The 15,461-nt window shown below is 45.9% G+C and carries 13 protein-coding genes and 1 pseudogene; 5 read left to right on the top strand and 9 right to left on the bottom strand.

Going from position 1 to position 15,461, the window contains the following annotated elements; genetic code table 11:
* Positions 1-34 precede the first annotated feature (34 nt).
* Positions 35-673: an OmpA family protein gene (locus tag TZ48_RS01455; RefSeq protein WP_112477990.1), complete on the bottom strand. Its 639-nt coding sequence runs from the start codon at positions 671-673 to the stop codon at positions 35-37.
* Between the two features lie 144 nt (positions 674-817).
* Between TZ48_RS01455 and TZ48_RS01450 the strand changes: the two genes are divergently transcribed.
* Both TZ48_RS01450 and TZ48_RS01445 read left to right on the top strand, forming a co-directional pair.
* Complete coding sequence (locus tag TZ48_RS01450) at positions 818-1,441, top strand: thioredoxin domain-containing protein (protein WP_112477989.1); 624 nt, start codon at positions 818-820, stop codon at positions 1,439-1,441.
* Between the two features lie 11 nt (positions 1,442-1,452).
* Positions 1,453-1,926: a BamJ family beta-barrel-assembly machinery protein gene (locus TZ48_RS01445; protein ID WP_112477988.1), complete on the top strand. Its 474-nt coding sequence runs from the start codon at positions 1,453-1,455 to the stop codon at positions 1,924-1,926.
* Positions 1,927-1,996: 70 nt separating this feature from the next.
* On the opposite strand, the gene TZ48_RS01440 is transcribed toward TZ48_RS01445, so the two are convergent.
* The gene (locus tag TZ48_RS01440) at positions 1,997-2,590 is read right to left on the bottom strand and encodes a beta-phosphoglucomutase family hydrolase (RefSeq protein WP_275426389.1); all 594 of its coding nucleotides are present in this window, start codon (positions 2,588-2,590) and stop codon (positions 1,997-1,999) included.
* Positions 2,591-2,879: 289 nt separating this feature from the next.
* On the opposite strand from TZ48_RS01440, the gene TZ48_RS01435 reads away from it, so the two are divergent.
* Complete coding sequence (locus TZ48_RS01435; RefSeq protein ID WP_112477987.1) at positions 2,880-4,625, top strand: methyl-accepting chemotaxis protein; 1,746 nt, start codon at positions 2,880-2,882, stop codon at positions 4,623-4,625.
* Between the two features lie 161 nt (positions 4,626-4,786).
* A complete protein-coding gene (locus TZ48_RS01430; RefSeq protein WP_112477986.1) occupies positions 4,787-5,578 on the top strand; it encodes an SDR family NAD(P)-dependent oxidoreductase in 792 nt (263 codons plus the stop codon).
* A 24-nt stretch (positions 5,579-5,602) separates the two neighbouring features.
* Here the strand turns inward: TZ48_RS01430 and TZ48_RS01425 are convergent, their stop codons facing one another.
* From TZ48_RS01425 to TZ48_RS01415, 3 genes are all read right to left on the bottom strand, one after another.
* Entirely contained in the window at positions 5,603-6,496 is an 894-nt protein-coding gene (locus TZ48_RS01425) for a LysR family transcriptional regulator (protein WP_112477985.1), read from the bottom strand.
* A gap of 18 nt (positions 6,497-6,514) precedes the next feature.
* Complete coding sequence (helD, locus tag TZ48_RS01420) at positions 6,515-8,575, bottom strand: DNA helicase IV (protein ID WP_112477984.1); 2,061 nt, start codon at positions 8,573-8,575, stop codon at positions 6,515-6,517.
* Between the two features lie 150 nt (positions 8,576-8,725).
* Positions 8,726-10,300, bottom strand: coding sequence for an arylsulfatase (locus TZ48_RS01415; protein ID WP_420822916.1), 1,575 nt, complete (start codon positions 10,298-10,300; stop codon positions 8,726-8,728).
* 303 nt (positions 10,301-10,603) lie between these two features.
* On the opposite strand from TZ48_RS01415, the pseudogene TZ48_RS01410 reads away from it, so the two are divergent.
* Positions 10,604-12,168 (top strand): annotated as a pseudogene (locus tag TZ48_RS01410) (arylsulfatase).
* Between the two features lie 89 nt (positions 12,169-12,257).
* Here the strand turns inward: TZ48_RS01410 and TZ48_RS01405 are convergent.
* From TZ48_RS01405 to TZ48_RS01390, 4 genes are all read right to left on the bottom strand, one after another.
* Positions 12,258-12,503 (bottom strand): DUF3297 family protein, encoded by a 246-nt coding sequence (locus TZ48_RS01405; protein WP_112477983.1) that lies wholly within the window; start codon positions 12,501-12,503, stop codon positions 12,258-12,260.
* A 161-nt stretch (positions 12,504-12,664) separates the two neighbouring features.
* Complete coding sequence (locus tag TZ48_RS01400) at positions 12,665-12,904, bottom strand: hypothetical protein (protein ID WP_112477982.1); 240 nt, start codon at positions 12,902-12,904, stop codon at positions 12,665-12,667.
* Between the two features lie 153 nt (positions 12,905-13,057).
* Positions 13,058-14,341: a peptidoglycan DD-metalloendopeptidase family protein gene (locus tag TZ48_RS01395; RefSeq protein ID WP_112477981.1), complete on the bottom strand. Its 1,284-nt coding sequence runs from the start codon at positions 14,339-14,341 to the stop codon at positions 13,058-13,060.
* A gap of 198 nt (positions 14,342-14,539) precedes the next feature.
* Positions 14,540-15,448 (bottom strand): aldo/keto reductase, encoded by a 909-nt coding sequence (locus tag TZ48_RS01390; protein ID WP_112477980.1) that lies wholly within the window; start codon positions 15,446-15,448, stop codon positions 14,540-14,542.
* Positions 15,449-15,461: the final 13 nt, after the last annotated feature.

Raw genomic sequence — 15,461 nt, 5'->3', positions numbered from 1 at the left:
ACGGGGTTTCCGTCGCTTTTTTAATGTACCGAGATTATTGAGCGACGATCAGTGTCAGCTCCACTCGGCGATTACAGGCTTTACCAAACTGAGTGGAATTAGTGCAAGCTGGAACGTATTCTCCGTAGCCGCGGGTGTAGATCATCTGTTGTGGCACATTATTTCCAATCAATGCCCGTTTTACTGACTCGGCTCGCTTATCTGCCAAGGAGTCATTGAGTTTCACCGTCCCCGTATTGTCAGTATGACCACCAATGACAACATCCACTCCGTTTTGATCTGATAAAAAACTGGCGAGTTGACTCAGCCACTCCACAGACCCATCTGCTACATTGGCAGAACCAGTGTTAAAATGGATTTTTTGCTTTAGGCGAATCATCACATAATCACCGGGGATCAATTCATAATCCAACCCATGATTCACCAAATACGTCTCTAGCTCATCCCATGACCGAGTTCGATATTGGCCATTCGGGCCTCCGACTTTTGCACTCGACATGGTCTGTGTCTCCCCCCAGTCGGCGTGCAAAACATCGCTTTCTCCACGAGGCGCGGTCTCTAGCATCGCTGGGAACATTTTACTTGTGGTAGCGGACATCGAACTGCACCCTGACAAAATGATCGCAGCAGCACTCATTACAGCAGCGGCTCCAATTTTTTTCAGTTTCAACATCACCCACTCCTCACTTTTGAACGTGATCTTTTATCGACCGATTTACTCAAAGCTTTACAATAAATCTTTCGTCTTTTCCCCTCTTGTGTGGTTCACTCATTCAACGTTAAACTCGTTGGGTTAAATTCATTTAGAAGCATTATTATGTTAAAAACACTTTCTAAGTCATTCTCTATATTAGCGCTGGTTGTAGCTGTTGCTGCATGCAGCGAGTCATCTACCCCAGTTGAAGGCAAACAATATCGTACACTGGACACCAACTTATCAACTTACCGCCTTCCACAAGTCACTGAGATCTTCTCTTTAAGTTGCGGCCACTGTCGTAACCTAGAGCCTATGTTACCCGCTCTAGAAGAACAGACAGGTGAGAAGCTTGGCAAACTGCACGTGATGTTCAATGACAGTGCTAAAATTGCCGCGATGATTTTCTACACTGCTGTAATGCAGTCAGAAAACGGTATCGTGCCGGCAGATATGAAAGATAACCTTTTCGCTTTGGTTCAAGACCGTGATCTAGATGGCGAAGCAAAGAAAGCGGAACTTGACCGTATTTTCCACTCTCGCGACATGGTAAGCCCGTACGAACTCGATAAAGCTCAACAGGAGCAGTTGTTCCGCTACCTTGAAGTGGCTGAGTCAGTCTCAATTGAAGCGCAAATTAATGCGGTCCCAACCTTCATTGTCAACGGCAAATATGAAGTCATGGTCTCTGGTCATCAGGGTATCGATGAAATTGCCGAAACCATTAATTTCTTAAAAACAAAATAAAAGGAAAGATTGTGTCTAAAATCCTTATCCCGGTCATCGTTCTGCTGCTGGCAGCCTTCATGATTTATCGCACTTGGAGCAACAGCAAAGCGGGTGAAGAGAACTTCCAACAAGGTCAGGCGTTTTTGCTAGAAAATGCTAAAAAAGAAGGTGTGATCAGCACCGAAAGTGGCCTTCAATATGAAATCCTTCATAAAGGTGAGAACACGGAAACCCCAACAGCTAAGAGTAAAGTAAAAGTCCACTATCACGGGACACTCATCGATGGCACCGTTTTTGATAGCTCTGTTGATCGCGGCGCTCCAATCAGCTTTGGTCTTAACCAAGTGATTAAAGGCTGGCAAGAAGGGTTGCAATACATGTCTGAAGGCGACAAGTTCCGTCTATACATTCCTAGTACCCTAGGTTACGGCAAAGGTGGTAGCGGCCCAATTCCCCCTTCAGCAGTATTGATTTTTGATGTTGAGTTGCTTGAGATTCAATAAACTCGCTGTCTAATGATAGAGTTAGAAATACTCTAACAAAACGCCCTATCCTCATTGGTAGGGCTTTTTTTTAAACAGGGTAAAACTCAAAGTCGGTTTCAGTGACTAGATAGCAATCCATGCCTGCCGCGTGGGCAGCTTGCAGCCCCAGTTTCGTGTCTTCAAAAACAACGCAGCGTGAGGCTTGCTTGCCCATTTTCTCCGCTGCCATCAAAAAGGTGTCTGGATTCGGTTTGTGGCTAGTTACCTCGGTTGCAGAAACGACACAGTCGAACGCCTCCAACACACCTGCTTCAGTAAGCAACTTTATTGCAGAGTCTCGCTGGCTGCCTGTACCAATCGCCATAGGCTTCTGGCCTTGATATTGCTTAAATACTTCGTAAGTATGCATAATTGGAGCACCATGAAATGGCAATGTTGCAAACGTCGCCATTTTGAAGGACGACACAGTTTGCTGATCCAAACTCAGATCGTATCGCTGGTTCACCTCACCCGCAATCTTATAACTCGGCATCCCACCAAGCGAATGCAGCCAAGCGCGATCAAATGGAAATTCAAAGTGTTCAGCAGTTAACTCCCATGCTTTTACGTGGTTCGGCATGGTATCCAAAAGCGTACCATCCATATCAAAAATAATTGCGTCGTATTTTTCTAGCTGTAACAAGACGTTAACCTCTAATGTTCATTTTTGTGCGCTAAAGCCTACACCGTTCGCTAAAGAACGGCGTACCATTACCGATATAAATATCAACAAACGGTTCTATCAGGTCGAATTATATGCACTCGATTCCATTTCTTTTTCTTGCTATTGCAAATGAAGACTAAAAATCAATAACTTGCTATATTGCGCACCCGAAAGGCTCCGAGTTCAGATAATAACAAAACTTTGCGTCTACTGATCCCTCTTCAGTCACGGCGTTTCAATACGGATAAATCATTAGTTAAGGCTCACTATGAAGATTAAGCATCAACTTCTACTCTTAGGATCGCTGTCACTATTGGCGATACTCGCTGTACTGGGAACCAGTACCTACTTCGCCCGAACTACCGACAACCTTTCCAATGCTGTTACGCAACTTGGGCAACTAGAAGTCACGCTTCTTAACCTTCGCCGCAACGAAAAAGACTTCTTACTCCGTAAAGATGAAAAGTACTTAGACAAATTCAACACAAATTCTGGATTATTCATTGAACAGAAACGTGCGTTAGAACAAATGCTTGAAGCGTCTAACGTTCCGCTACCGAATCAACTTGATAGCGAATTGGCAGAATATCGTAGCGCATTTACCAACCTGGTCGAGGCTTATAAAGCACTTGGCCTAACACCGAATGACGGAATCTTGGAGCAGTTCAAGCTCGAGCTAGAGAAGCAGCAGCGTAACAATCTGACACTATCTCTTGTCGAACTAGAAAAAGCGGTGCTTACGGGTTCTGATATCACTTTTGACAAAAGTGGCATCGCGACGCTAGATCGACTAGGCCAGGAGGTGTTAACGCAACGCTCCATCATTGGTTATAGATACGACCAAGGTTTATTAGGTGAGACCCGTAGCCGCTCTCACAGTATTGAATCCGATTTCAAAGCCTTTAATCAAACCGTTCACAACGCGTTGGATCAAGCAATAGCGAGTCTAACGACAATCAAATGGGTCATCTCCGGCGGACTTATCTTGGCGATCGTCGCTTTAATAGGCGTTATCCTTCGCTCTATCAGTCGTGATGTTGATGCATTGCAAACCAATATTTCCACCATCGCTCGCTCTAACGATCTGACACTGCATGTGCCATCAGAGGGCAAAAATGAGATCGCTTCGATTGGTCGCGCGGTCAATAGCCTACTCGATAGTTTCAGAGCGCTGGTTGCCGATACGCAGCAGCAATCTAGCCAACTGAAACACAGCAGCAGCAACATGAGCTCCGAGCTTCAACATGTGGTTGAACAGTTCCACAGCCAGAGCGATCACACCAATTCAATGGCGGCTGCCGTTCAGCAAATGGTGACCACTATTGATGAGATCTCTCAAACCACACATAAAGCAGCCGATGTGGTTAACCAGGCTGCGGACAACTCTCAGCAAAGCCGTACCTTTGTTGATGACACGGTGAGCAATATTCAATCACTGTCTGCCGTACTCGCTGAAAGCAATGATGAAATTCGCTCATTGAGTGACCACGTAGGCAAAATTGGTGGTGCGGTGCATATCATTCAAGATATTGCAGAACAAACCAACCTCTTGGCACTGAATGCCGCCATTGAAGCGGCGCGTGCGGGTGAGCAAGGTCGTGGTTTTGCCGTGGTTGCTGATGAAGTTCGAGCATTGGCAAGCCGAACTCACCAATCTACCGAAGAAATCACCAATTTGGTGACCGCCATTCAATCTCAAATGACCACAGTGGTTGATGATATTGAGCAGTGCAATACTCAAGGTGCAGCTACATTATCCGCCTCTGCCAAGTTAGATACAGCACTACAACAGATTTCTACTGATATGTCTGAAATTCAAGCAAACTCAGAGCAAATCGCTGCAGCCATTGAAGAACAAGGCATTGTTATGAACCAGGTTGGCGAGTCGATTACTGAACTGAATGAGATCTCCACTGACAATATGAACAACGCCAATGCCTGTATTGAAGAGGTTCAAAAAGTCTCGGGGCAAACTCAACATATGGATGATGTGGTATCGAGCTACAAAATCTAGTCCTAACTCAAACACAGATTACCCTTACCAAGCCTTTGCCCAGCGCAAAGGCTTTTTCTTATTATCAACAAAATCTAAAAACTGTTTACTATTCTCGCTTCTTGGTGAGAAACCTCTTATCGCCTAACCTATAGATGTTCACTCATCAGGAGACTAACCCCATGCAAAAAACACTTTTATTGACTGGAGCGACAGATGGTATTGGCCTAGAAACTGCAAAAAAGCTTGCTCTACAGGGTCACCACATCCTAATGCATGGGCGCAATGAAGCGAAACTCAATGCCGCGGTAGAAGAAGTTGCAGCGTTAAATCGCAATGCCAAGATTGAAAGCTATGTCGCTGACCTATCTGTCCTGAGCGAGGTAAGCCAACTGGCCACTCAAGTTTCAGAGATGCACGGTAAGCTCGATGTGATTATCAACAACGCCGGCGTTTTTGCTACACCGAACGCTCTGACAAAAGACGGCCTAGATGTACGTTTTGCGGTCAATACCATCGCCCCATACATTCTGACTCGTCAGTTACTGCCACTATTAAACAGTAATGGCCGCGTAGTGAACTTATCATCCGCGGCTCAAGCACCTGTTGATGTTCAAGCAATGGTTGGCCGCCCGGTGCTCTCTGACAATGGCGCGTATGCACAATCAAAACTGGCGATTACAATGTGGACGCAGGCCTTGGCGGCTGAGTACCCAAACGGGCCAGTGTTTGTTGCTGTAAACCCTGCTTCCTTCTTGGCCAGCAAAATGGTTAAAGAGGCATATGGCGTCGCCGGTAACGATCTCAATATTGGTGCTGACATTCTTGTGAGAGCTGCACTGTCGGATGAGTTTGCCAACGCCAGCGGTCTCTATTTTGATAACGACATCGGCCAGTTTGCTAAGCCGCACAGCGATGCTCAGAACACCACCAAGGTAGCGGCTGTCATGTCTGCACTTGATCAGTACCTTTGATAAAGTAAACAAAGTGGGTTTGTATCATAAATCCCAGTATGGGGGCGTACCAAAGTAGTCACTAAAGAAATCAATAAAGGCTCGAACTTTCGGGGCAACGAGCCTTGAACTTGGGTACAACACCCAAATAGCGGTATCCGATTGGTACGGGGTTTGCTGTAAAATCTCCACCAGCTCCCCACTTTTTATTTGCTGATACACACTCCATGTGCTGCTCATTGTAATACCATGACCTGCCATACAAAGCTCACGTATCGCATCGCCATTATCTGAACGAATTTTGCCCGTGATTTTAATGCTGATGTCACCATTCGCCGTTTTGAAATCCCAATGGTCGATACCAGTAATTCTAATGCACTGATGATCTTTTAAAGCCTGCGGCGAATCGGGCGTTCCATATTTAGCCAGGTAATCGGGTGAAGCACAGATGATACGATGGTCTGGTGCTAATTTTTTGGCAATCAAACTCGAGTCTTTTAGTTCGGCGTTGCGAATGGCGACATCAAAACCGCCATCCACCAAATCAACAATCGAATCAGAAAAGCGTAGGTCGACTGAAAGCTCTGGATTTTGCTCCATAAATGCGTTCATAGCTGGCAGTAAATGCATACGTCCAAAAGACGAAGGTGCTGTCACTCGCAACGTGCCGGACGCTAATGCCCCCTGCCCGCCAATAGAAGCTTTGGCGAGTTCAACACTATCAACGACATTTTCTGCATGAGGTAAAAACGCCTCCCCCTCTTGCGTTAGGGATACTTTTCGAGTGGTGCGATGTACTAGCCTTGCACCGACACTTTCCTCAAGTTTATTGATATGGGCACTCGCCACGGCAGGCGACAAGCCAAGCTCTTGCCCTGCCTGACTGATGTTATGGGTACTCGCTAGACGAATGAATAAACGTAGATAATCAATGTTCATAGCCAATAATCCACAAAGTTATTTTTTCACCATGACTAACTCATGATCCATAAGCTCTCTAACAAATGGTGACGGAGTCGATTGATAGGTTATCCACACACGACTTTTCGCACGGGTCATCGCCACGTAAAACAAGCGCCGTTCTTCTGCGTAAGGATAGTCATCCGAGCCTTTCGTTAGCGCATCACTTAAATGGATAAACTTGCGCTTAGCAGGGAACTGCCCTTCATCGGCATTCACAATAATAACAAAGTCGGCTTCTTTACCTTTACTCGAATGACAGGTCATAAACTCTAATGACAGATTAATAAACCGCTTCTGCCAATCGCTAAAGAGCTCTGGTTTATGATAATGATTACGACCAAGCAGTAGCACCGATTTAGCACTCTTTGCCTTGCTGTTGATATCATCGAGGATCTTCTCCACTCGATTACCGTGTTCAATCACTACCGCTTTTTGCTTCACCGCTTTGTGGCTTTTTATCTCTTTCCTGATTTGCGCTGGGTTAGCCTGAATAAAATCTGACGCCACTGCACTGAGTTTGTCACTAAAGCGATAAGTCGTATCGAGTAAATGTACCGATGAATGAGGGAAACGGTCACTAAACTCGGTGGTCAAATCCACATCGGAGCCAGTAAACTGATAAATTGACTGCCAATCATCCCCAACCGCAAACAGCGAGGCTTTGTTATCTTGCTGCTCACACAAAGATTGCACTAGAGCCAGTCGATCCGGTGAGATATCCTGGTACTCATCGACCATGATGAACTTCCATGGTGAGGTGAACTTTTTCGACGTCACTCGCTTAGTGGCATTGGTGATCATCGAGGTAAAGTCGATCTGATCGTTGTCTTTGAGCATCTTTTGCCAAGCTTGATAGCAAGGCCAGCACAAGGCTAACTCACTGTTTAAGCGCGTGTATTCGGCATCATCGATGAGTCGCTCTTGAATCGCTTTTTTGCTCAGCCCTGTTGCGATCAGTTGATCGAGCTGCTGCTCAAGCCATGCGATTAACTTAGGGTTTTCGCTCTGACTGCCAAGCTCTTCATCGCCTTTTAGGTAAGCAATAGGCCATTTAGATAGGTGCTTTTGCCAACGCTTGAAGTTGGTGGGCGTCATCCAATGTTTTTTCAGCCAGTCAATACACCAACCGTTTTTCTGTGCTGACTCTGTAGCGAGCGGCGTAAGCTTCGGCGGTTGGATTTCTGTCTCTTTGAGGATTTGTAGACCAAGCTGATGGAAAGTCAGTACCGCGATATCATCGGCAGTTTTGCCAAGCTTTCTCTCTAGTCGTTCACGCATTTCGTTGGCAGCATCACGGCCAAAAGCAACAAGAAGTATCTGCTCTGGTTGTGCTAAATGACTTTGCAGCAAGTACGAAACCCTTGCCATTAGCACACTGGTTTTGCCTGAACCAGCCCCTGCTAAAATCAAATTCTGATCATTGTTGTGCAGAACGGCCATTTGCTGCGAGTCGTTCATTGGCGACGATTCTGACTGAGTAAAAAGCACCTGCCAGTTTTCACGCTCATCAACTAGCCATTGGGTATTGCGCTCTTCCAGTGCTTGCTGCGTTTCATCTAGCCATGGTAATAGCTTTTGAATTCGATTCGGCATAGTACGCATTGCTTCCGAGATAGACATGTTCATCTCTAGAAACTGACTGTTTACCTCATCTACCCATGCTGTCATCATCGAATGCGGTAAGAACTGAGGCAGCGTACGCAATCTCGTCAACTCCTGCTCCCACTTTGGTAAGTAGGTTTTAAGCATGGCACTTTGTTCTCGATGCCAGTTTTGGTAAACCGTGACGGCTTGCTTGGCAAAACGCTGCGCTTCCTGCCATGGCAGACCTTGTACGACCCAACACACCTGTTTATCATCACTCTCATGGGCATGAACGGTAATTGAAGACCAAATCAGGCCGCGCTTCACGCTGAGTTTGCCGCTCCATTCACAGAAAGGTATTCGTACCTCCGCTCGAACAGAATGCAGCACTAGACAATGCGGTTGCAATTCAATGGTTCGGAACTCGTGTTGAGTAAAGATTTCGGCGGTAGGAGTGGCGGTTAGCAGCATGATAAATCGAAATAACGGGTATTCATTGTGAGTTATAGTAGTCAGTCTACTGTATCAATTCGCTAAATCCATCCAAGTTTATGTAATAAGTGTGAAAAAGAATCCAAATAAAAACGCTCCCAGTCGTTGGGAGCGCTTTTTATCATCACTTTACTTGTTGGTCGGTGTCTGTAGCTTCTCCATCACCTCATCCAAGTTAAAGCTCGCTGCTTTTTGCCTTGGCGGATATTCTTTGAAAGTCTCTAGGAACTTACCTACATATGCTTGGGCTGGTACAAGTAGATATACCCTGTCGAGCATCCAATCATAGTAAGTGTTAGAGGTCACGTCAGCGACTTCATAAGGATCCATTCTCAGGTTGAAGATTTTCGGTACACGTAGCGTAACAAACGGTTCTGCCCAAATGCGCAGTGTTCCCTCTACGCGCTGCTCCATAAACACTACCTTCCAATTGTTATAACGCAGGGCGGTGAGATCGCCATCATCAGAGAAGTAGAAAATTTCCGCACGTGGAGACTCTTCCGTTTCTCCTGTTAAATACGGTAAGAAGTTGTAGCCATCTAAATGAACCTTGAAGCTCTTGTCCCCGGCTTGGTGACCTTTAAGTAGCTTCTCTTTCACATCTGGCTCACCCGCTGCGGCTAGGAAAGTTGGTAGCCAATCCATGTGGTGCATAATGTTGTTAGACACACTGCCCGCTTCGATTTTGCCTGGCCACTTAACCATTGCTGGCACTCGGTAAGCCCCCTCCCAGTTGGTGTTTTTCTCGCCACGGAAAGGCGTAAGACCAGCATCCGGCCAGGTGTTCATATGTGGACCATTGTCTGTGGAGTAGAACACAATGGTATTGTCTTCAATGCCTAGCTCGTCGACTTTCTTAAGCAACTCCCCAACATGGTTATCGTGCTCAATCATGCCATCGGCATAAAAGCTGATGCCTGATTTACCCAAATTGCCATCTTTAACATGGGTACGGAAGTGCATACGCGTCGCATTCCACCATACAAAAAACGGTTTCTTTGCTGCCACAGCACGATCCATAAAGTCGAGTGCCGCCGACAAGGTTTCTTCGTCTACCGTTTCCATGCGTTTACGAGTTAAAGGTCCTGTGTCCTCAATTTTGCCGTCAGCAAATGATTTGATGACGCCTCGAGGGCCAAACTGTTTGCGAAACTCTGGATTTTTTGGATAGTCAATATTTTCTGGTTCTTCCTCAGCGTTCAAGTGGTAAAGGTTACCAAAGAACTCATCAAAGCCATGGGCGGTGGGTAGAAACTCATCTTTATCACCCAAATGGTTTTTACCAAATTGCCCGGTCATATAGCCGTGGGGCTTAAGTAGCTCTGCAATCGTGGCATCTTCTGCTTGCAAACCTAAATCTGCGCCAGGAAGACCGACTTTACTCAGACCTGTGCGAAGTACGCTTTGACCGGTTATAAATGTCGAGCGCCCAGCCGTACACGACTGCTCGCCATAATAATCAGTAAACATCATTCCGTCTTTAGCAATGGAATCGATGTTTGGCGTCTTGTAACCCATTAAGCCAAATGTGTAAGCACTGACGTTGGATTGACCAATGTCATCACCCCAGATAACGAGGATATTAGGCTTATCCTCGGCATACGCACTTGCTGAAACACCAATTAACGCGGTAGCCAATACAGCTAAGCTCCGCTTAAACCTTGTTGTCGTTGTCATGTAAACCTCTACGTTAGTTGGTTGCATCCTGCCCATTAACATATAGTCGCTAACATGCATAACTACCACTAACGCAACGACTTTTCTTGAAAACGTCATCTGGCAATAAAGCTAAATTATTCGACAATAATCACATGCCATTCGGTAAGCTTTCCTAGGCCTTTCATAGCTAAAACCCTAAAATATCAGATAGATAAGCATGCTTTATAACTTTTCTTTATAGTCTCTATAAGAGGACTTCCAACTGCAACTCGCCTAAAGTGCCAAGCATCCGGATACCTTTGGGTGTCTCGTTCAAATCCAATAAGTTAAAAGACGATGGAGTCTCGAATGGCGAACCACTTAAGTAAGATTGCAATGGGCGTAGGCCTGGTTGCAACCTCTTCAGCAGCAGTTGCAGCCGACCAACCTAATATCCTAGCGATTTTTGGTGATGATGTTGGTTACTGGAACATTAGCGCATACAACCAAGGCATGATGGGCTACGAAACCCCAAACATTGACCGTATTGCTAATGAAGGTGCCCTATTTACTGACCATTACGGTCAGCAATCATGTACCGCTGGTCGCGCGGCCTTTATTACTGGTCAAGAACCTTTCCGTACTGGTCTACTCACCATCGGTATGCCAGGCTCTACTCATGGTATCCCTGACTGGGCACCAACCATCGCCGACCTTCTGAAAGATCAAGGCTATGTCACTGCTCAGTTCGGTAAAAACCATCTTGGTGACCAAGACCAACATCTTCCTACTCAACACGGTTTTGATGAGTTCTTCGGTAACCTTTACCACTTGAATGCCGAAGAAGAGCCGGAAACTTACTACTATCCAAAAGACCCAGAGTTTCGTAAAAACTACGGTCCTCGCGGTGTCATCAAGTCTTACGCAGACGGAAAGATCGAAGATACCGGTCCTATGACACGTAAACGTATGGAACACGCGGACGAAGAGTTCCTTGCGTCTTCTCTGGCATTCATGGAAAAAGCAGTCAAAGCGGACAAGCCTTTCTTTATCTGGCACAACACGACGCGTATGCACGTGTGGACTCGCCTACAAGAAAAATATCAAGGTAAGTCTGGCATTTCTATCTACGCTGACGGCATGCTAGAGCACGATGACCACGTAGGTATCTTGCTAGACAAGCTGGATGAGTTGAAGATTGCTGACAACACTATCGTTATCTACTCTACGGATAACGGTGCAGAAACAGTAAGTTGGCCAGATGGCGGTGCAACTCCATTCCATGGCGAGAAAGGTACAACGTGGGAAGGCGGTATGCGTGTTCCTCAGCTTGTTCGCTGGCCGGGTACCATTGAACCGGGTACCAAGATCAACGAAATGATGGCGCACCAAGACTGGTTACCAACACTACTTGCCGCTGCGGGCGTGCTGATGTTAAAGAAAAACTGGCAGAAGGCTACAAAGCGAACGGTAAAGACTGGCGTGTACATATCGATGGTTACAACTTCAAACCGTTTTTCGAAGGTAAAACGGATGAAGCGCCGCGTGAGTCGCTACTTTACTTCACTGCGAATGGTGAGCTAAACGCAGTGCGTTGGAACGATTGGAAACTGCACTTTGCTACTTTAGAGGGTAACATCACTGATGCAGTTCGATTTGCACCTAACTGGCCGAAGATCATCCACCTACGTGCTGACCCATTTGAGAAAGCACCACACGAGTCTGGCATGTACCTACGTTGGATGGCTGACAACATGTGGCTATTCGTACCGATTCAAGACGTACTAGGTGATTTCTTCAAGACGCTACCAGACTACCCATTGCAGCAAGGTCAAATGATGAACCCAGCGGCGATTGATTACCAATCTCTGGGTCTCAAAGGCAAAATGCATCAGCTTGATCAACTACAGAAACAAGTTGAGCAAATGAAATAACGCTTCGTTGGAAACAAGCAATCTAAAGCAAGCGCTATAAAAAAGGCCAGTCACTGATAAAGTGACTGGCCTTTTCTTTTTGGCTTCAATTAAACGTAATACGCTTCAACTGTACCTTTAAGTTTGATCAGCATAGGTTGACCCCAGCGGTCTTTCGCTTTTGGAGAAGGGATTTTAACCCAACCTTCGCTGATGCAGTATTCTTCAACGTCTGTGCGCTCTTTACCATTTAGGCGAATGCCAATTTGGTGTTCAAAACACTCAGCCACGTGATGTGGGCTACGAGGGTTGCCTGATAGATGATCTGGTAATTCTGGCTTTGCGTTGTCGCTCATGGTGATAACCTGAATGAGTTAGTGAAAAGTGGCTCATTGTAGTCAATACCTCCCACCTCCTCAACTAATCTCTAACGATGTCACGCGATTTTCACGCACAATCTCTACTACATTGACCGTTTGGCCATCAAACTGAACAATTAATAATCCAGTTAAACCAGTCACTCTACATAATCCTCAATGGTCTTGGTACCGCACACTTCACAGACTCGGTGACATGAATAGGCATGTGTAGAAGTCATTAATCCACCAAACACCCAGCCTTTTAATAGGTTGGCCAAAAACGCGCTGCTGTCTTGTGAATGTTCGCCTTCCGCTAGCGCTGGTTTTTCAACCAGCACCACAATGTGTTTCGTTTCAGCACAACATACACTGCATACACAGTTTTCAATCCTTTGCATCAAGGCACTCCTGACAATCAAACTGTTGATTTGGCGTCGATTGTAATTCAACCACACCACAAACTATGTTAACCAAGTAGCATATTCAAGCAAAATTATCGTCTAAGATTCGAACGATATGAGAGCGAGCGCGAATGAGATCCCAAAAAGAGACTATACGTCAGTGTCTTTCGAAGATGGCTCCTGGTTTGCCATGCGTTTGTTGGCCACTCGGCGATCAAACTCTGTAATACGCGCTAAGAACTGGCTCATCTCCTCTTTTGGAATAGATGTCGCCAACGGAAGGTCTGCCGTTAGTGGATTCACTGCACGGTTACGCACCAAGACTTCAAAGTGCAAGTGTGGGCCAGTCAGTCGACCTGTTGCCCCTGCGAGCGCAATCTTCTGGCCACGTTTCACTTGCTGTCCTTGCCTCACCAGAAACTTGGATAAATGAAGGTAGCGTGTGGTGTAAACATTATTGTGCTCAATGACCACATACTTGCCAGCGTAAGGATGGTTGCGGATAGCCGTTACCTTACCATCACCAGTTGAATAAACTGGGGCACCTACGGGCGTTGCAAAGTCGGTGCCGTTATGCGGAGAAATGCGTCCCGTTACCGGATGCTTGCGTTTAGGATTGAAGTGCGAGGTTACTCGGCGATAGGCTTTATCTATGGGGAATCGGTCAAAAGCTTGCTCTAGACTGTTTCCTTCACGGTCGTAGAAGCGACCATCCTCTGCTAAGAATGCCGCGACCTCGCGATTACCAAGCGTAATAGAGATTCCCTGAACTTCTGCATTACCGGTTGGATGATTACCTAAGTATTGATGGTTAACCAAAATCTCGAAACGGTCGCCTGCGCGCAGTTCTCTGGCAAAATTTACTTTATCTCTTAGTACTTGTGTAATGTTGGCAATCTGTCTTGTTGAAAGGCCAGCTCGATGCGCGGAGGTTGAAAAACTGCCGTGAACCGTGCCTGAATATAGCGTTTCCTTCCACTCCCCCTTTTTTTCTTCAAAACGATACTCAAACGAGCCATCCGACTCTTTTGTATAAATAGCTCGCTCGACCAAACTTTCGTGGAAAATCATCGACTGCAACTGCTTTGATTCTGGATCGATGACCAGCTCAAGATGATCACCCGGTTTGATTGTGTCGAGTTTGAGTACGTTTAGATCAGCCTCTAGTACATGCTGGAGCGTAGAATAGCCAAGGTTCCATGATGAGAAAATCGTACTTAAGGTATCCCCAACTTTAACAAAGTAGTGAACTCGGGTTGAATGGTCTTTTTGCTGCTCTAGATTTACAACAGGATTTGAAACAGCCTCACCTTCGTAAGGAGTTATCTTTATTTTAATAGGCTCCGGTGTCGGGTCAGGCAGAAAGCTAATTAAAGAAGCAGTAGAGAGAGCGATGACAGCGGTAGTCATCAGTGCAGGACGAAGAAGCTTCATGGTAGTGAATCGAAAAACAAACAGTTGTTATGTTATAACATTTTTCAGTAAGTAAAGAAAACACCAGTATTGTCCAACTTTGTATCAAACGATGAGTCAGAACCTACGTCATCATACTACGAAAGCAATGCACAACAGAAAAACGCCACAAAATCTTTCAATTTTGTGGCGTTTTGTGGTTCAAAGTATCAGGAGGGTCTATGGCACACCATGACCTTTAGATGCTACCCAAACTCGATACCACTGCTCTCGCGTCAACTCAATGTCTAACGCAGAAATAGCCGCCTTCACACGGTCAATTTTACCAGAGCCAATGATAGGCAATGGATTCGAAGGCAGACGCATAACCCAAGCGTAAATCACTTGGTCGATACTTGCTGCACCAACTTCAGCACGAATCGCTTCAAGCTCGTTGCGAACACGCTGAGCTTGCTCTGATTGACCATTAAAGATCTCACCACCAGCAAGCGTAGACCACGCCATTGGCTTGACACGCAGTTGCTGCAGTTGATCTAAAGTACCATCGTGAGCGACCTCAAAGTTAAGCGGGTTGATCTCAACTTGGTTCGTCACCAGTGATTTGCTCAATCGCGATTGCAATAACTCATATTGACGAGGTGTAAAGTTAGACACACCAAAGTGTTTCACTTTACCAATTTTATAAAGCTCATTAAACGCGTCAGCAACTTCATCCGCGTCCATCAAAACGTCAGGACGGTGGATAAGCAGAACGTCTAGCTCGTTCACACCCAATCTTTGTAGAGAGTTGTCTACAGACTCATAAATGTGCTTCGCGCTGGTATCGTAGTGATTGATCTTACGATCGGAAAACTTATCGCTACAAAGCTTGATATCGCATTTTGAAACGACTTGGATTTGCTCACGGACAGATGGGTCCAATGCTAGCGCTTCACCAAACAGTGTCTCACACTCATAGTTGCCATAAATATCGGCATGATCAACCGTCGTCACACCCAGTTCGATATGCTGTTTAAGGAAGGTCAAACGCTCTTGCGGTGTCATGCCCCAATCAGCCAAACGCCAATACCCCTGAACCAGTTCGGAAAATTCCGGCCCATTTGGCGCCATCGTTACTTTAGAAACCATGGGTTATCTCCTT

The sequence above is a fragment of the Vibrio variabilis genome, from assembly GCF_003263785.1.
Lineage (GTDB): Bacteria > Pseudomonadota > Gammaproteobacteria > Enterobacterales > Vibrionaceae > Vibrio > Vibrio variabilis.
This window is presented reverse-complemented; position numbering and strand designations above follow the sequence as displayed.